Raw genomic sequence first — 18542 nt, forward strand, 5'->3', positions numbered from 1 at the left:
CCGTCTTCGTTCACATCTGCATCTTCACCTGATGCGGCATCATCTGTACCCGCCTCTGCTGTTTCTTCCTGTTTTGTATCATCTGTTGTTGCACTGTCATCGGCAGAACTTCCACTGCCACAACCAGTTAACATTCCTGCAACCATCGTTGCTGCCATCAGAGAAGCAATTAATTTTCTTTTCATTTTACATCCTCCCATTTTTTCATTATATAGTTTCCGTTTTCTATCTGGCCATGATAGTTCCAACAGCTCTGCTGTTTGTTTTATTTCAGTATCCGGTTTTCTTTGTTGTTTTCACAGCATTTCTGTTTGTTTATCTATGATTATAGTCTATTTTTTCAGTTTGTCAACTGTTTTTTATACACTTTTACTGTTTTATTATTTTATTTAAACAGAAATACTGTTTATTTTATCTTTTTTCAAAGAAATAATATAATAATTTCTGTGAGATATTGTATTTTTATACAAATACCACTTTTCGGTTTTGTGCAAAACACCTTATCATTATTTCGCAAGCAAAAAAGAGCAGCACTGAACTTTTCCAGTACTGCTCTTTTCGTTTTAATATTCCATAGCCAGAATAATATCTTGATCATAATCTCCAAAGTGTTTTCCAAAGAGATTGAATCCTCCAACATATCTGGCATCTTCTTTATTTCCAATTCTAACCTTTACATACGGTTTTTCCATAACATTTAACATATCAATAGAAACATCGCTGATGTATTCACCATTCAGATACGTACCATCCTTACGCACTTCCCATGTTTTCAGCATACCATACTGTGTACTTCCTATCGGCCAGTCTGATGGCATAAGCCTTCCCCTTCTGGCTCCAAAATCTCCCGGACACGTCCAGGTTCCACAATCTATCCCATTGATCCACACCGTAATATCTGATTTCCAGTCTTCCCGGTATCCTGGAGCTTCCGAACACAGTTCCATTGAAATCGACAAACGATCAACCTTGCATTCACTGGGAACACCATTAGCAAACTTATATTCTACATATCCGGAAGAAGTCCATAAAAATCCTGCTCTTATTCTTTCTGGAAGATAAAAGGAAAATTCTCTATCATCTATTCCTATGCTTCCTTCTTCGCTATAAAGACCACAGGTTGGACTCACCTCACAGCTACTATATGCACCAACTGGCATCTCAGCACTAAAAACCTCTTTCACATCCAAATTTCTTTTTGTTGTATGTATAGTCAAAGCATCTACTTTACGTGTACATAGTTTTGTACTTCCACGGGTACCCGGCTGCTCTTCCATACGAACCAATCCTGCCTGTTCTAATATTTTCAAATGAAATGCCGTACTGGATGCCGGAATATCCAATTTTTTTGCTATCTCTCCGATAATCAAGCTGTCTCTATACAAAAGTTGAAGTATCTCTAAACGTACCGGAGAAGATAGTGCTTTTCCAAGATTGCACACCGCATCAACCTCGTCAATACGATACTCTTTAATTTTCGCCATCTTTCCCTCATTTTTCTTTTTCTATCTTCCTAACACCTTCGCCAGTTTCCGAATATATTCCGGGGTGGTTCCGCAACAGCCGCCTACGATTCCGGCACCGACTTCTACCAGGTGTTTGGTGTGTCTTGCAAAATCATCTGCATTCATATCGTAATGAGCTTCGCCTTTGTCATCGATAAACGGCATGCCTGCGTTTGGTTTCGCGATGATCGGAACAGTTGCCACTTCTTTCATGCTGGCAACTACTGCTTCCAGCTGATCCGGACCTACGGAACAGTTCAGTCCTACGGCAGCCGCTCCCATCTCCTGTAAAGTCAGAACTGCTTCCACGGCATTACCTCCGTACATTGCGCTCCCGTCTGCTTCCAGAGAAAGCGTACAGATCATCGGAAGATCGCAGACTGCCTGTGCTGCATCCAGTGCAACCACCGTCTCATCCACGCTCAACATGGTCTCTGCAACAAACAGATCCACTCCTGCATCCACCAGGGCTTTCATCTGTTCCTGATATGCCTCATACAGTTCATTATAAGTCAGGGTTCCTCTCGGCTCCATCAGCTGTCCGGTGGTGGTGATATCTCCCGCTACCAGAGCCCGGTTGCCGATTCCGTCTTTACAGATCTTTACCAGCTTTGTGTTCAGTTCGGCTACCCGATCCTGGAGATTAAAGTTTCTCAGGCTGATAGGATTGGCTGCGAATGTAGGAGCATAAACGATCTGGCTTCCGGCATCCACATAGGCACGCTGCAGTTCCTGTAAAACTGAAGGATTTTCAAGTACCCACTGCTCAGAAGATATGCCTACCGGCATACCTGCTTTTCTCAGGTTGGAACCGGTGGCTCCGTCCAGAATTACTACCCCTTTTGCTGTCAGTTCATCAAATTGCTGTCTTGTCATTGTTTTCTCCTTCCTCTGTATATCCAAAACACTATTTCAGTATTATCAGCTTTTTTATCTTCCCACGGACTTACAGAGGGAGCGTCCCATTACTGTTTCCGTTCACAGAACTCGATCCGTTCTTTATTCGGTCCTTCGATAATAAAGAAAGCCACACCCTTTTCCCAAAATGGAAGTTCTTCAATTCCATTCGACAACACTTTATATCCCTGCTCACAGATCCATGCATAAGCAGCCTGAATATCTGTGCAGTTTAAAGCGAAGTGATTGATTGCGCCTTCAATGCCGTTGCCACCTTCGGCGTAGGTCTCGATCATCAGGTTCCCCAGCTGCAAAAAAGTAACTTTTGCCTGGTTGGCAGGTACCTGATTCGTGTGCATGGTCTGAAATCCCAGACCTTCATAGAACCGGATCGTTGTTTCTATGTCTGATGTAGGAATTCCGATATGCTGGATTCCTGTTGTCCACTGTGTTACACTCATCCTCTGTATCCTCCGCTTTTTTCTCTGTACTATTATGATGATACCAGGGTTCCAAGTTCAGAAATCTTCCTGCAAGCAAGCTTGCGTCAGATTTCCAAACTTGGAACCTGACAAAAACATGAGTAAGCAGCCATTTTTCGAAGAAAAATGAGCGGATTACGAATGTTTTTGAGGATTGTGAGAGTACGAAGTACAGAACAATCCGGTATCAAAGGGGTCAAAATACTTTTTGACCCCAACATCATATTACTCAGCGCTGTCCTCTGCTGCTGTGTCTTCTGTTGTAGTGTCTTCACTGTTATCCTGTGAAGAGGTATCTTCTGTACTGTCCTGTGCGTCACTGGATTCTGTATCATCGCTGCTGTCGGCACTCTTGTATACAAAAGATACACTGTCAGTGACTGTGATCTGATCCCATACTTTATCTTTGACTTTAATCTTTTCTTCTTTTACCCAGTCTTCCAGTGTGCGGTCATACAGATCAGATTTTCTTTCTGAAATAACCGTCTTCTCTTTGTTTTCTGTCGCATCTTCGTCCAGCATCTTATCCAGACGTACCACATAATAACCGTCGTCGCCTTCGATCACACTGTCAGCAACTTCTCCGTCTTTCAGTTCCAGAGCTGCATCCTGTACCGCCTCATCCAGTGTATCATCGGTACTTCCCGCTGTGGTAAATGCCGGTGCTGTCGCACTTAAACTGTCATCTACCTCTTTTGCCAGTGCATCCATATCTGCGTTTGCCACGTCATCGGATGCTTTTACTTTATCAAGTACCTGCTGTGCCAGGTCTTTTTTCTGTGCTTTTTCTTCATCGGTCAGATCAATGGTATTACCGTCATCATCTTTTTCTGTTCCTTCTGTAGAAACTTTTACGATAGTGACTCTTGTCTGATCTTTTTCATTGGCGCTGACCTCGGTATCTACATCTACAGTCATCGGATCATGCATCTTGCTGCGGATCGTTACCAGTTCCAGATACGTAACGATGTCGTCTTCAGATACTGCCAGTTTTTTCAGGATCTTTTCATCGTTATCTTTGATAAATTCCGCTGCTGCTTCTTTGATCGCTTTTTCTTCATCATCCGTAATCGTAACGTCATAATCTGCCGCATGTGCTTTTAGTACATACAACTGATTAATTGTCGTCATGACGCCGTCTTTGGAGCTTTCCCCGACAGTTTTCCCGTCGTCTCCTTTCTGATCCCACACATTAGATGCAGAGCCGCTGACACCATACTGTGACATCAGCATATTATAATAACTCATGGTCTGCGCCTGCTGGTCTCTTATCATATAGCTTGCCAGACCCAATGTTACTTTTTCATCTCCTACAGTTGCTACGGTTTTTGTTCCATCAATTGCTTTTGAGCATCCGGACAGTGTACCTGCTGCAAGAGCAGCTGCCAGAATCCCACATGCTGCGGTTTTATTTAACTTTCTCATGTTTTCCTCCGTTACCCTTTTATGTACTCCGGGAGTACATTTATTCACTAATAGCATTTATTATAGACTATTTCCTCCTATGGGGCAACTTTTTTCCTTTTATTTCAATCTTTTTTCACAAGTGCTCATCTCTTGTTTTCCTGTTCTCAGGAATTTGCCTGCACTTATACCAGACACTGCATGACCGTCAGTAATTCAGTCGCCTTCTCCTGCATCGTCACTGCTTCCTTTGCCTTTCGGTTTCTCGGACGATACAGAAAATACGGATTTGTTTCGACTTTAAACTGCAGTTCTTCCGGATACTGATTCAGTATCTCCGGTATCTTCGCTGTGTCAATCTTCGCCCGCTCATACATGGTAAGTTTCAGGCTGTCATCAAGCTGCTTAACTTCGGTCAGATAGATCCGGTGAGCCATGGCTTTCAGGCTTGCCACTGCGAGGAGGTTCTGCACCATCTTCGGCGGTTCTCCAAAACGGTCCAGCAGTTCTTCCATCATATCCTCATACTCTTCCCGGTTCTCGATCGCCGCGATCCGTTTGTAAATATCCAGCTTCTGGTATTCATTCGGAATATATTTTTCCGGAATGTACGCATTGATCTGCAGGTCGATCGTCGTCTCGAAGTCTTCCTGTACTTCGATTCCTTTTGCTTCCTGTACGGCTTCATTCAGCATCTTACAGTAGAGATCGTATCCTACCGCTTCCATGTGACCGTGCTGTTCCGCTCCCAGAAGATTGCCCGCACCACGCAGTTCCAGATCACGCATGGCAACCTTGATCCCGCTTCCCAGTTCAGTGAATTCGCGGATCGCATGGAGGCGTTTTTCTGCGATTTCTTTTAACATCTTATTTCTCCGGTACATCAGAAAAGCGTATGCGGTCCGGTTGGATCGTCCTACCCTTCCTCTCAGCTGATACAACTGAGAAAGTCCCATCTGATCCGCATCATGGATGATCATGGTATTGGCATTCGAGATATCCAGCCCCGTCTCGATGATTGTTGTGGAGACCAAAACATCGATCTCTCCGTTAATAAATCCATACATGATCTTTTCCAGTTCACGCTCGCTCATCTGTCCGTGGGCAAATGCCACGCTCGCCTCCGGAACCAGTTTTCGGATCTGATTGGTGATCTCTTCAATGTTGTTGACACGATTGTATACATAATACACCTGACCACCGCGTGCCAGTTCCCGGCTGATCGCCTCCCGTACCATCTCATCGTTATATTCCATCACATAGGTCTGGATCGGTGTACGGTCCTGTGGAGCTTCTTCCAGAACACTCATATCCCGGATTCCGATCAGACTCATGTGAAGAGTTCGCGGAATCGGCGTCGCTGTCAGGGTCAGGACATCGATATTCTGTTTCATCTGCTTAATCTTTTCTTTGTGGGTAACACCAAAGCGCTGTTCCTCATCGATGATCAGCAGTCCCAGATCTTTAAACTGCACATCTTTGGACAACACCCGATGGGTGCCGATCAGAATATCCACCAGACCTTTTTTCAGATCCCCGATCGTCTTTTTTTGCTGGCTGGCGGTACGGAACCGGCACAGAAGGTCCACGCGCACCGGAAAATCCTTCATCCGCTGTACAAATGTATTGTAATGCTGCTGTGCAAGGATCGTGGTTGGAACCAGATAAACCACCTGTTTTCCCTCCTGGATCGCCTTAAATGCCACACGGATCGCAATCTCCGTCTTCCCGTAGCCCACATCTCCGCAGATCAGCCGATCCATGATCTTCGGGCTCTCCATATCCTGCTTTGCCGCCTCGATCGCCTGCAGCTGATCCTCCGTCTCTTCAAATGGAAACATCTCTTCAAATTCCCGCTGCCATACCGTATCCGGTCCATAGCGGAAACCGGCTTCCTGCTGTCTGGCTGCATACAGTGCCACCAGATCTTTTGCGATATTCTTTACAGCTCCGCGGACCTTCGTCTTGGTCTTCTTCCATTCCTGTCCGCCGAGTTTGTTTAACTTCGGTGTCTTTGCCGCATCAGAATCGGCATATTTTTGCAGGACATCCAGCTGGGTGGCGAGAATATACAGGTTACTTTTTCCTGCATACTCGATCTTGATATAGTCTTTCACCACACCATCCACTTCCATCTTCTCGATGCCGCGGTACACGCCCAGCCCGTGGTTTTCATGAACCACAAAGTCTCCTACGGAAAGCTCCGAAAAGCTCTGGATCTGCTTTCCGCTGTACTGGGATTTTTTCCGTTTTTTCTTCTTTTCTTTGCCGAAAATATCCGTCTCCGAGATCACCACGTATTTGACCATCGGATACTCGAAGCCACGGCTTACCCGTCCCCAGGTGACCTTGATCTGTCCCGGCTGGATCAGTTCTTCCGGATCCTCACTGTAAAAAGCTGACAGTTCCTGATCCTGCAGATCTTTTGCCAGTCTGGCCGCCCTTGTTCGCGAAGGAGATAACAACAGCATCCGGTAACCGGATTTTTTCCAACGCAACAGATCTTTTACCAGCATCTCAAAACTGTTGTTGTACGGGTTGACCGATTTTACAGTCAGCTGCATCTCCATAGTGAAGTTCCACCCGGTTCCCCGTGGCTCCATCGTGGACAATGACAGTGTATGCATCTGATGAAACCGATGCACTACTTCCTGATGGTTTCCGATCACTTCCATCTGTCCGGGCAGAAGATACCCCTTTTCCAAACGGTGAATCATACTCTCCCGAAATTCTTCTTCTGTTGTCTTTGCATGTTCTGTCAACCGGTTCGGCTCGTCGATCACAACCAGCGTGTTCTCCGGCAGATATTCCAATAACGATTCTGTTTTCTTATAAAAATACCGGACAAAACTTTCTGCTCCGGCAATATGCTCCATCTCTTCTAACTGGTCTTTTAATTCAGCGGCGATCTGGCGGACTCTCGCCCCTTCCTCTGTCTTCATCTCGTCCCGGAACTTCTTCTGACTCTTTTGCGCCTCTTTTTCAATGGCTTTGATGCCTTGTCGGATCGTCTCCTTATCCAGCACCACTTCCGTCGCCGGATAGATCGTAATCTCCTCCAGATTCTCGATCGAGCGCTGGCTTTCCGCATCAAAACTGCGGATGGAATCCACCTCATCTCCCCACAGTTCGATACGCCACGGATTATCCTCGGTCAGAGAAAATACATCCATGATTCCACCACGGATAGAAAACTGTCCCGGAACCTCTACCTGCGCCGCCCATTCATACCCGAGTTCCAACAGATGTCTTTTCATTCGATCCAGGTCAATCTCGCTGTCATTGCGAATCTTTATTACTTTTTCCTTCCACACGGCAAGCGGCACCAGACAGTCCAGGCAGCTGTCGATCGAAGTAACGATCGTCACTTCTTCCCGCTCCAGCAGTGCGCGAAGCACCTGGATCCGTTGTCTGGTAAGAAGATTACCATGGATATCTGCCTGATAAAAGATCAGATCCCTCGCCGGATAATACAGTACTTCCGGGTCATACAGACGAAAATCCTCATAAAATGCCTTGGCTTTCAGATCATTTTCCGCAACGATCAGTCGAAAAGGAAACTCCCGGAGAAGCCCATTGGTAAAATGAGCTTTCTGGGAGTCCAGGCATCCGGAAACCTGTACGATTCCCGGTTTCTTCAGTTGTCTTATGATCGCATCAAAATCGGCCAGTTCATATAATGGTTGTACGAATGCATCCATCGTTTTCCCTTTCTAGTTAAACTGATTCATCGCCTGATCCACTTCTCCCTGCACCATCAGTTCCACGGCGCCTGCCACGCGTTTCAGCGCGTCATCCACCAGTCCCCGGTCTTCTTTGGAAAAGTGTCCCAGCACATAATCCGCCAGATCCCAGCCCTTCGGCTTTTCTCCGACTCCAACTTTGACTCTCTGGAAGTTCTGGGTGCCCAGCTGTGCGATAATATTTTTGATCCCGTTATGGCCGCCCGCACTTCCTTTTTTCCGTATCCGGATCTTTCCCGGTTCCAGACTGATATCGTCATAGATCACGATCAGTTCTTCTTCCGGATCGATCTTATAATAGTCTACCAGGGCTCTCACTGATTCCCCGCTCAGGTTCATGTAGGTCAGCGGTTTCGCCAGGATCACTTTCTGACCCGCGATCACGCCCTTTCCGTACATTGCCTTATGTTGTTTTCCCGAAGAGGGTACGCGATACTCATCCACCAGAAGATCAACCGCGTCAAATCCCACGTTATGGCGGGTATTTTCATACTGTTTTCCCGGATTGCCCAGGCCTACGATCAGATACATAATGATAACTCCTTCATCAGCCGAAGTATACCAGCTCCTGCTCCGGTTTTTCTGCCGCTTCAATCTCTGTTGCGTACAATACCGGACCTCTGCCGTTGTATACTTCCATAAATTCGTCTTTAACTTTTGCAGTTACCGTTACCCAGCTGCCGATCCGCAGTCTCTTGGCTGCCGGATTCTTACAGATATAGCCGATAAACTGGGTATCGTCCGCACAGCAGGTCATCGCCATACGTCCAGGCACGAAAAATCCTGCGTTCAGCTCACGACTTTTCAACACCTGTCCTTTAAACCGAACCGTCTTATCCACATATTTTTTCAGGTTATCCATCATATCCACATACCAGATACCGTAATCGATATCTTCGATATCAATGATATCCGCGTTCATATCATACGGCATCTCATCCTGAAAAATATCGTCGATCTCGCCCTCTTCATTTTCAAATACCACTTCCGCTCTGGAATTGACAACTTTGACGCTGCGGCGGAAGTTTGCCAGCGGATGTTCATCCTGACAGCGGTTGAAAATTACCAGATCCGCGTTTCGGATCATCTCCATGAACAAGGATTTCATATTGTTCATATAGATCTGGAAGGTACTGGCATCCACGGTTACGATGTGCTGTGCCAGATCCCAGTAACGTGGCATATCGGTCTGATAGAACTTATCTACAGACCACAGCGGATTGTACTCTACCAGGACTCTGCCAGGCTGATGTTTTTTATTCAACATCTGCAGGGTATCCGCGTTAAAGTCTTCCGGATCTTCGATGATCTCGATCACCGTATTCATTTTTTTCAGGCTTTCCTCATCGTACTCCTCTTCTCCCTCTTCGCAGAGAATCAGAAGCGTTTTGTCCGGAATCTGAAAATAACTCTGATGAATGGTAAAATCCAGAAACTGGGTTTTACCACTCTCTAAAAATCCTGTAATTAAATATACGGGAACATCTCTCTTCATCATTACTCATTCACTCCAAAAATTTCAGCAATTTTGTCTTCTGCCATCTTGGAACCGATCACACAGATCTTACCTGTGATCTGTGGAGTACCGGTGCGTACCTCATACTCTTCCGGAACCATATCAAAGTAGATCCACTGTCCGTCTTTTCCGTCCACCATACCTTTAGCACGAAGGATCACACCAAGATCTTCTGCTTCTGACAGTTTCTTCAGTGCAGCTTCGATCTCTTCTTTTGTATATTTCTTAGCAGTCTCACGACCCCAGCTTGTAAATACTTCATCCGCATGGTGATGGTGGTGGTCATGTCCACATCCGCACTCGCCGTCATGATGATGTTCATGGTCATGATCATGTCCGCATCCGCACTCGCCGTCATGGTGATGATCATGATCGTGGTCATGTCCGCATCCGCACTCGTCATCGTGGTCGTGATGATGATGCTCATGGTCATGTCCGCACTCATCATCATGGTGATGATCATGATCGTGGTGTCCACCGCATACCGGGCAGAAATCTTCGTCTTCTTCTCTGCCCTGCTCCATAGCTTCCAGAATCTGTGCACCGTCCAGTTTTTCGATTGGAGTGGTGATGATCACTGCATCCTTGTTCACTTCGCGGATCAGAGCGACTGCTTTGGCTACTTTCTCTTCGGTAGCCTTCGGTGTATCGGTACGGCTCAGAATAATCGTTCTTGCATACTGTAACTGGTTCTCGAAGAACTCACCGAAGTTTCTCATATACATTTTACATTTGTTTACATCTGCTACCGTTGTATAGCTGTTCAGGCTGATCTCACAGTCCACATCCACACCTTTTACCGCTTTGATGACATCAGACAGTTTGCCCACACCTGACGGCTCGATGATGATACGATCCGGATGATACGTTGTAATCACTTCTTTCAGAGAAGTTCCGAAATCACCTACCAGAGAACAGCAGATACATCCGGAGTTCATCTCACGGATCTCGATACCGGAGTCTTTTAAAAATCCTCCGTCAATACCGATCTCTCCAAATTCATTTTCAATCAGCACTACCTGCTCGCCTTTTAAAGCTTCAGAAAGCAGTTTTTTAATCAGTGTTGTTTTTCCGGCTCCTAAAAATCCTGAAATAATGTCAATCTTTGTCATGTTTTTTACCTCCTGAAAAACGCCCAAAAAGGGCTGTTTTAGAGAAAACAGCCCTGAATTTTTGTCTGCATATCCCGGACTTTCGACAGTTCCCTGCCCTAGAGCGTGTCTGAAAAATCATTTCCGCAATCTGCAAGCCCCACTTTGCGGTATATTTTACCCTCATTCGGTTGCCGTAGCCCGCTACGCCGCCCTCATTCGGATAAAATCTCCCACAAACTGGGACTCGCAGTTCACGAAAAGCCTTTTTCAAACACGCTCTAGAAACTCACAGGATATTTTTACCGAATAGTTACTCCTCTATACTTTTATCACGTTTTGTAAAAAAAGTAAAGCCCCCTTTGCCTTTGCGGTTTTATATAACTAACCGTTTTTTCATGCAAAAAGAGCTTTTTTGGTAACTATTCGGTAAGTAATATCCCGCGAGGTGTTTTGGCATGAATATGCCAAAATCCCGAGACATACAAGTCAAAATGCCATCACCGAAGGTGATTTTAAATGCATTTTGACTCGTAACTGTGAAGGTACTGAACAGTTACCTTTTTTGTATGTATTATCCGTGGATCATCAGATGCACGATCTCCCGGTCTGTCTCAAGCATACCTTCAGATGCCAGTTTACCAACACAGCGGATCGTATTTTCCACTCCTTTTTTTACGATACCGTCACCGCCGATAAACTGCTGTCCGTTCTTATACATAAAGTAACCAAGGATTCCCGCGTCTACAGAGGATGCGATCTTCGCTGCGCAGGATGCTTTCGCTCCGTCGCAGATCATACCTGATACAATGGCAAGACCGTTGACAATGGCATGCTCGCCCTCCTTCTTGCCGTCTCCGTACAGGTAGGCGATCCCTGCGCCACAGCCACATCCGGCTCCTACTGCACCGCAGTATGCGGAAAGTCTGCCGATTCCTTCTTTGATATGGATCGTTGCCAAATTTGAGATCACCAGAGCCCGGTACATCGTCTCTTCCGATACCTGCAGTTCTTTTGCAAAAACCACGATCGGGACAGAAGCTGTGATTCCCTGGTTGCCGCTTCCGGAATTGATCACTACCGGAAGTTCACAGCCGTTCATTCTTGCATCGGAACCGGCAGCCGCCATGGCTTTGGCGCGCACCTTGACATCCTGATCGCCGTAAGTGGCCAACAGGACCTTTCCGATATTGGCTCCATAATTACCACAGAGCCCTTCCTCGGCGATCGCCATGTTGTAACGAACCTGACGTTCCAGTACTTCACGGACATCTGCAAGGTCCACTTCCTTTGCAAATGCAAAGATTTTTTCTATGGTAAGCGTCGATTTGTCTGCCAGTGCGGATTCTTCTTTTCCGGTAATCTCTTTTGCCAGAAGAATCTCCCCGTTTCTGGACACATGCACCAGATTCGTGTGGAAATCGGTGATCCGTACACTCGCTCTATCTTCTCCGTGATATAAAGTAATCTGAATATCAAAGATCAGATCAGAGGATGCCTCACAGACACTGCACGGAACTTCCTTCAGGAAGGTTCCCATTACTTCGATGTCTTCCTGTTCCACATGGGAGATGACCTCCAGTTCCTTCGCAGCATCTCCTGCCACGATTCCGGCAGCTGCGGCGGCTTCGATTCCACGCAGTCCACCGGTATGTGGAACAACCACGCTTTTTACATTTTTTATAATATTTCGGCTGACCGCAACCTCCACCCGCTCTGGAAGGGCTCCCAGTGTCTTTCTGGCAACAGCTCCCGCATAAGCGATGGCGATAGGCTCGGTACATCCCATCGCCGGCACCAGTTCATCTTTCAGGATCTGGACATAAGTTCGGTAATATTCTTTTGAAAGCATATTTCTATCTGTTCCTCACTCTTTTTATTTTTTCCAGCATGCCACCATATGGCCCGGTGTTCTCTCTTCCAGTTCCGGTTCCTGCTGTCTGCACTGATCGGTCGCGTAAGGACAGCGTGTATGGAAACGACAGCCGGACGGAACATGCAACGGACTCGGAAGATCTCCCTCGATGCCGCAGTGTTCCAGACTGAGTGCCCGCTTGGGATCTGCGATCGGAATGGAGGCCAGCAATGCCCGGGTGTATGGGTGGCATGGATTGTCATACACTTCATCGCTTTCTCCGCTCTCCACAATCTTACCAAGGTACATCACACCAATCCTGTCGGAGATATGGCGCACCATGGACAGATCATGTGCCACAAACAGGTAAGTCAGTCCCAGTTCCTGCTGCAGATCTTCCAGCACGTTGACAACCTGTGCCTGGATCGATACGTCCAGTGCGGAGATCGGCTCATCGCAGAGCAGGAATTCCGGATTGACGGATAAGGCTCTTGCGATACCGATACGCTGACGCTGTCCGCCGGAAAACTCATAGGCATATTTTTCCATATCGTCTGCCTTCATACCTACTTTTTCAAGAAGGCTTACGATCCGCTCATCCATCTCTTTTTCCGGAAGTTTTTCAAAGACAGATATCGGTTCAGCCATGATTTCTCTTACATTCTGATGGGGATCCAACGCAGAATAAGGATCCTGAAAAATAATCTGCATTCTCTTATGATATGCAAGGAGTTCTTTACCTTTTGTCTTTGTGATGTCGTAACCGTCGTAGGTTAAGATTCCATCGGTCGGCTCATACATACGGATCAGAGTACGTCCCAGTGTGGACTTTCCACAACCGGACTCTCCCACCAGACCAAAGGTTTCTCCTTTTTTAATAGAAAGGTTCACGCGGTCCACCGCCCGTACTTCCTGTACCAGTTTTCCGAAGAAATTTTTGACCGGGAAATACTTGGACAGATTCTTCGCTTCCAGAAGATATTGTTCTTTTGTTTCCATATTATTTCTCCTCTTCTTTCTTCTCTTTCTCGTCCAGTTCTTCTTTTGTGAAGATACATCTGGAGGACTGGGTATCGGAATATGCCCGCATGGACGGGATCCCTTTCTTACATTCCTCACATGCAAACCGGCAGCGGGTCACAAATGGACATCCCGCCGGCGGATTCGCCAGAGACGGTGCCATACCCGGGATCGGTTCGAGGCGTTCCCGACATCCGCTCTCACATTTTGGAATCGCATGAAGCAGTGCTCTCGTGTACGGATGGGTCGGATGTTCGAAGATCTCTTCTGTGGTTCCCTCTTCCATGATCAGACCCCCGTACATCACTTCGATCCGTTTCGCCAGAGAAGCTACCACCCCGAGATCGTGGGTGATCAGAATAATATTCATCTGCTCATTTTCATTTAACTGTTTGAGAAGCTGCAGAATCTGCGCCTGGATGGTTACATCCAGTGCGGTTGTCGGTTCATCGGCGATCAGCAGCCGCGGCTGGCAACACAGTGCCATTGCGATCATGACACGCTGTCTCATACCACCGGAAAATTCATGGGGATACTGATCCATCCGGCTTTCTGCCGACGGGATTCCTACCTTTCCCAGCATATCGATGGCTACTTTTCTTGCTTCTGCCTTGCTCAGGTTCTGATGACGTCGGAGTACCTCGATCATATGATACCCGATCTTTTTCAGCGGATTCAGGGCAGTCATCGGATCCTGAAAGATCATTGCCATATCTTTTCCACGCATTTTCCGTTTTTCTTTTTCAGACATGGACAGCAGATCCTTCTGCAGCAGTTCCAGATGATCTGCCTGCACATCTGCATTTTCTCCGAGAAGTCCCATGACCGACTTCATAGTTACACTTTTCCCACTTCCGGACTCTCCTACAATAGCCAGAATATCTCCTTCATCCACATGGAGGGAGACACCGCGCACCGCCTGAATCTTCTGTTTGTGACTCTCAAACGTAGTGGTCAGATTGTCTATGGTTAATACTCTGTTTTCTTTCATCTCCACTCCTCCTATTTGCCTGCGTCCATGACACGGGGATCTACATAGATCCGAAGCAGATTGCCCAGTTTGTTGAACGCAAAGATGGTCAGCATGATCAAAAGACCGGGGATGATCGCCATGTAAACGGCATTCTGCAGGTTACTCTGCGCACTCTGCAGTAATTTTCCCCAGGAAGACAGCGGTTCCTGAATACCTATCCCTAAGAAACTCAGGGATGACTCTGTCATGATCGCATTGGAGATACTGGTGGTCGCTGCGATGATGATCGTCGGCAGTACCGAAGGAATCAGATGACGGAGTACCATTTTAAATAACGGCACGCCGGCAAAGTCCGCATAGAGGACGTACTCCCTCTCTTTGACGGACATAACCTCCGCACGCACCAGGCGGGCAATTTCCATCCAGGAGAAGAATCCGATCACGATAATAATGGACACCAGTCCCTGTTTGAAGAAAATACTGATAACTGTAACCAGAATCAGCCACGGAATGGACTGCAGAATGTCAACGATCCGCATCAGGATACCATCTATGATACCGCCGAGATAACCGGCAAGGATCCCAACAGTGACACCGATGGTCACACTCATCAGCATGGCAAGCACGCCGACCAGCAGGGACACACGGCCTCCGTAGATAACACGTGCCAGATAATCACGACCCACTTCATCGGTTCCGAAAATATGGGCACTGCTTGGTGCCTCTAACATATGAGCGACATCGGTTTTATTCGGTTCCAGCGGGAGTACCGGAGCCAGTAAGGATAATATCAGGATCAGTGCAAGGAAGATAATAGAAAATATTGCGATTTTGTCGTGTTTTAATGCCTCCCAGACATTTTCCAGACGTTTTTTTTGAGAATGATTCATTGCCATACGATTACCCCATCTTTCTGATACGCGGATCTGTCACGCAGTATAAAATATCGGACAGCAGGTTTCCCAGGACTACCAGTGTGGAAGACAATATCAAAACGATCATAACAATCGGATAGTCCATACCCTGTACCGCCTTGATAAAATACGGTCCGATACCCGGCCAGCTGAATACGGTTTCCGTGATAACCGCACCTGTTACCAGCGTTGGCAATGCCATACCCAGTTTTGTGATAACCGGAAGCAGTACGTTCTTACAGACATGTTTGAACATGATCTCTGCTTTGGAAGCGCCAAATGCCTTCTGTACCATAACATAATCCTCGGAGTACTGTGTGATCGTGGAAGAACGCACATAACGCACATTGTCCGGGATAAATGCCAGTGTCAGCACCATATACGGTGTGATAAAATGCAGCAGGAAATCAGACAAAGTATTCACGCCTACCGTATGCATCCCAAGGATCGGAAAGATCCGCAGTTTATAGCCGAACAGATAGATAAAGAGCATCGCTACCCAGAAAGTCGGCATCGCGATCCACAGGGAACAGATCCCGTCGATCAGTTTGTCCAGCCATTTGTTTTTGTGAGAACCGGCCACCAGACCCAGCACGATTGAGATCACATAGGCCGTCAGATAAGACGGCAGCACCAGCTTGATCGTGTTCGGGATTCTTGTCGCCAGCTCATCGAAAATATTCGTTTTTGTCACGATAGAATAGCCGAAGTTTCCATTCAGGATTCCTTCCAGCCAGCGGATATACTGCACATAGACCGGCTGATCATAGCCGTATTTTTCACGGATCATCTGTACCATCTCCGGAGACATCTTTGGAGTTGTCATGGCATCAATTGCATCATACGGTGCCAGATGAATCAGAGAAAAACACAGGATCGTAATCACAATGATCAGTGGGATCGCAGTAAGAATACGTTTGAAAATATACTTTGCCATACCTTTTTCTCCTTTTGTTTTTTATTCTTAAGCCCAAAAAGCGGAACTCTTCGCCTGTTTCAGAAGAATTCCGCCCTCATTATAAATAGTGTCTAATCTTTGATGATTACTTATTCAGAAATTTTCAGACTGGAAGTATCCTCGAAGGTATATACCGGAACAAGTCCTGCATCTTCCACACCCTGGATTCTGTTGTTTACAACCAAGATCTTGTTGTTGGAAATGATCGGATAGAAAGCACCTGTATCCTGGACAGCTGCCTGCAGTTTTGCATAGGTTTCCTTTCTTGCAGACTCATCCAATTCAGAACGACCTTCCTCAAACAGCTGATCGATGGTATCGTATCCACTGTAGTGCATGTAGTTGTAAGCACCATCATTTTCAAACAGGCTGGAGAAGGTATCCGGGTCAATACCCATGATATAACCGCCCAGATACATATCGTACTCGTTATCCGGATCCTTCATTGCGTTTGCAATGGCTGTTCCGTCTCCGCCGGCAAGTTCTACCGTCACACCAACTTCCTGCAGCTGTTCCTGAATCAGCAGTGCCTGTGCAGATTGTACGGTATCACTGGAGATGTAACCCAGTTTCAGTTTCAGACCACTCACACCGGCTTCCTCTAACATACTCTTTGCTTTGTCTATATCCTGCTCGTATTTTTCCACACCGTCTTCTGTGTAGAACTGGCTGTTGGTTGGCAGGAAGGTATACGGAATGCTGTAGTATTCGTCAGATTCGAAGGCTGCATCATCCATTGCTTTTCTGTCCATGGCAAACAGCAGGGCTTTACGAACGTTTTCGTCTGTTACACGATTGCAGTTGATCTGCAGGTAACCGACACGACCCTCTGTGTAAGAATAAGCAGTCAGGTTGCTTGCATCCAGATCCAGTTTTTTCACCTGCTGTGGTGTCATCTGATAAGCATCCACTTCACCGTTCTGCAGAGCCAGGATCGCAGTATCTGCATTTTCGATGATCTGGAATACTATATTTTTAACAGACGGTTCACCTTTGTAGTAGTTTTCGTTTGCTTCAAACTTCAGATATGAGCCTGACTGATACTCTACCAGTTTGTAAGGACCGGTTCCTACGGAGTTCATGTTGTAATCGTTATGCTCAAAATCTGTGACATCTTTGTAGATGTGCTCCGGCATGATGAAAATCTGACTTAACATCTCGATAGCCGTAGGTGTTACGAACGGGAATGTGAAAGATACGGTGTAGTCATCCACTTTTTCCACTTTTACCGTTCCCTGATCGTAAACCAGCTGAGAATAAGCCCAGCCAAGGTTATCCTCCTGTTCCATGGCTTCGTATGTGAATACCACGTCATCTGCGGTAAATGGTTCACCGTCAGACCATTTCACATCATCTCTCAGTTTAAATGTATAGGTCAGATTGTCATCGGATACGCTATAATCTGTAGCCAGGAACCAGTTAATTCCATCGGCATTATTCATATACAGTGGGGAGTAGATCATCTTTACAGTAGATAATCCCCAACGGTCAGATGTTGTAATAACATTGACAGTCTCTGTAGGGTCCCCGGAGATGGCATAGGTAAATGTGCTGTCACCAGAAGTCTCTGTGGTAACTGTACTGCTGTCGGCAGTGGTTGTGCCTGCTGTGCTGTCATCTTCTGCAACCGGATCTTTTCCGCCACAGGCTGTCAGACTTGCTGCAAGCATCGCTGTCAGAGTAAGTACAGATACAAGTTTTTTGAATCTTTTCATTTTACTCTTTCTCCTCCTTATTTGGCCTGATTTTTTAACAATCATACTGCATCATGTTAGCTTTGTCAATTCATTTTCGCCATAAACATAGTTTTTTGGTATGTTCCTGATCCGTTCACTGATAATATCCCGCGAGGTGTTTTTTATGAACAGAGATTACAGAAAACTGAGCCATATCAGTCGCCTAGAACGTTTCGTGCATACACGGACTTTGGCTCGTTGCTTGCGAAAAAGAATCTGTCAGCAGATTGTTCTGCCGACAGATTCCGTCGTTTTTTGTTATCTATATTTCTTTTCTTAATTAAATGCAAATATCGCAACTTCGTATGGAGCCAGCGGATATGCCACATGGTATGGCTGTCCGTCACATTCTCCCTTGACCGGTTTGAATACCGGATTGTCCACATGATGCTGTCCGCCGTAAGCCGGGTCTGCACTGCTCAGGATTAATTTACACTGTTTCTTCTGC

General features: G+C 46.3%; 15 protein-coding genes and 2 pseudogenes. 1 reads left to right on the plus strand and 16 read right to left on the minus strand.

The genetic code is table 11. The annotated features are described in order from the left end of the window. From MSA64_RS00295 to MSA64_RS11835, 10 genes and pseudogenes are all read right to left on the minus strand, one after another. Positions 1-185, minus strand: a pseudogene (locus MSA64_RS00295) (hypothetical protein); the annotation flags it as partial. A gap of 378 nt (positions 186-563) precedes the next feature. Next, positions 564-1484 carry an ArsR/SmtB family transcription factor gene (locus MSA64_RS00300; protein WP_154431165.1) on the minus strand — a complete coding sequence of 307 codons (921 nt, stop codon included), beginning with the start codon at positions 1482-1484 and terminating at the stop codon, positions 564-566. A 21-nt stretch (positions 1485-1505) separates the two neighbouring features. Further along, positions 1506-2381 carry a homocysteine S-methyltransferase family protein gene (locus MSA64_RS00305; protein WP_154431164.1) on the minus strand — a complete coding sequence of 292 codons (876 nt, stop codon included), beginning with the start codon at positions 2379-2381 and terminating at the stop codon, positions 1506-1508. A gap of 89 nt (positions 2382-2470) precedes the next feature. Next, positions 2471-2863 (minus strand): VOC family protein, encoded by a 393-nt coding sequence (locus tag MSA64_RS00310; protein WP_154431163.1) that lies wholly within the window; start codon positions 2861-2863, stop codon positions 2471-2473. 246 nt (positions 2864-3109) lie between these two features. After that, positions 3110-4309 carry a peptidyl-prolyl cis-trans isomerase gene (locus MSA64_RS00315; protein ID WP_287890063.1) on the minus strand — a complete coding sequence of 400 codons (1200 nt, stop codon included), beginning with the start codon at positions 4307-4309 and terminating at the stop codon, positions 3110-3112. Between the two features lie 164 nt (positions 4310-4473). Continuing rightward, the gene (gene mfd, locus MSA64_RS00320) at positions 4474-7989 is read right to left on the minus strand and encodes a transcription-repair coupling factor (protein ID WP_287890065.1); all 3516 of its coding nucleotides are present in this window, start codon (positions 7987-7989) and stop codon (positions 4474-4476) included. A gap of 12 nt (positions 7990-8001) precedes the next feature. After that, positions 8002-8562: an aminoacyl-tRNA hydrolase gene (gene pth, locus MSA64_RS00325; protein WP_022171705.1), complete on the minus strand. Its 561-nt coding sequence runs from the start codon at positions 8560-8562 to the stop codon at positions 8002-8004. Between the two features lie 16 nt (positions 8563-8578). Continuing rightward, entirely contained in the window at positions 8579-9529 is a 951-nt protein-coding gene (locus tag MSA64_RS00330; protein WP_117522954.1) for a TIGR03943 family putative permease subunit, read from the minus strand. Beyond that, complete coding sequence (locus MSA64_RS00335; protein WP_287890068.1) at positions 9529-10659, minus strand: GTP-binding protein; 1131 nt, start codon at positions 10657-10659, stop codon at positions 9529-9531. The genes MSA64_RS00330 and MSA64_RS00335 overlap by 1 nt, the downstream gene beginning before the upstream one ends. Beyond that, a pseudogene (locus tag MSA64_RS11835) lies at positions 10646-10852 on the minus strand (DUF6783 domain-containing protein); the annotation flags it as partial. The pseudogene MSA64_RS11835 and the gene MSA64_RS00335, both read right to left, overlap by 14 nt. Here MSA64_RS11835 and MSA64_RS11840 point away from each other — a divergent pair. Beyond that, the gene (locus MSA64_RS11840) at positions 10811-10951 is read left to right on the plus strand and encodes a DUF6783 domain-containing protein (RefSeq protein ID WP_334302734.1); all 141 of its coding nucleotides are present in this window, start codon (positions 10811-10813) and stop codon (positions 10949-10951) included. The pseudogene MSA64_RS11835 and the gene MSA64_RS11840 sit on opposite strands and share 42 nt — an antisense overlap. Positions 10952-11212: 261 nt before the next feature. On the opposite strand, the gene MSA64_RS00340 is transcribed toward MSA64_RS11840, so the two are convergent. The 6 genes from MSA64_RS00340 to MSA64_RS00365 form a co-directional block, all read right to left on the minus strand. Further along, positions 11213-12490 (minus strand): L-cysteine desulfidase family protein, encoded by a 1278-nt coding sequence (locus MSA64_RS00340; protein WP_154431158.1) that lies wholly within the window; start codon positions 12488-12490, stop codon positions 11213-11215. Positions 12491-12514: 24 nt separating this feature from the next. Beyond that, positions 12515-13492 (minus strand): ABC transporter ATP-binding protein, encoded by a 978-nt coding sequence (locus tag MSA64_RS00345; protein ID WP_154431157.1) that lies wholly within the window; start codon positions 13490-13492, stop codon positions 12515-12517. Between the two features lies 1 nt (position 13493). Further along, on the minus strand, positions 13494-14504 hold the full coding sequence (locus tag MSA64_RS00350) for an ABC transporter ATP-binding protein (RefSeq protein WP_022170851.1): 1011 nt from the start codon (positions 14502-14504) through the stop codon (positions 13494-13496). 11 nt (positions 14505-14515) lie between these two features. Continuing rightward, the gene (locus tag MSA64_RS00355) at positions 14516-15382 is read right to left on the minus strand and encodes an ABC transporter permease (protein WP_022400439.1); all 867 of its coding nucleotides are present in this window, start codon (positions 15380-15382) and stop codon (positions 14516-14518) included. A gap of 4 nt (positions 15383-15386) precedes the next feature. After that, a complete protein-coding gene (locus MSA64_RS00360; RefSeq protein ID WP_118619465.1) occupies positions 15387-16337 on the minus strand; it encodes an ABC transporter permease in 951 nt (316 codons plus the stop codon). 110 nt (positions 16338-16447) lie between these two features. Then, a complete protein-coding gene (locus tag MSA64_RS00365) occupies positions 16448-18073 on the minus strand; it encodes an ABC transporter substrate-binding protein (RefSeq protein ID WP_154431156.1) in 1626 nt (541 codons plus the stop codon). Positions 18074-18542: the final 469 nt, after the last annotated feature.

Source organism: Oliverpabstia sp. (assembly GCF_022785585.1).
In the GTDB taxonomy this organism is placed as follows: Bacteria; Bacillota; Clostridia; order Lachnospirales; family Lachnospiraceae; genus Oliverpabstia; species Oliverpabstia intestinalis.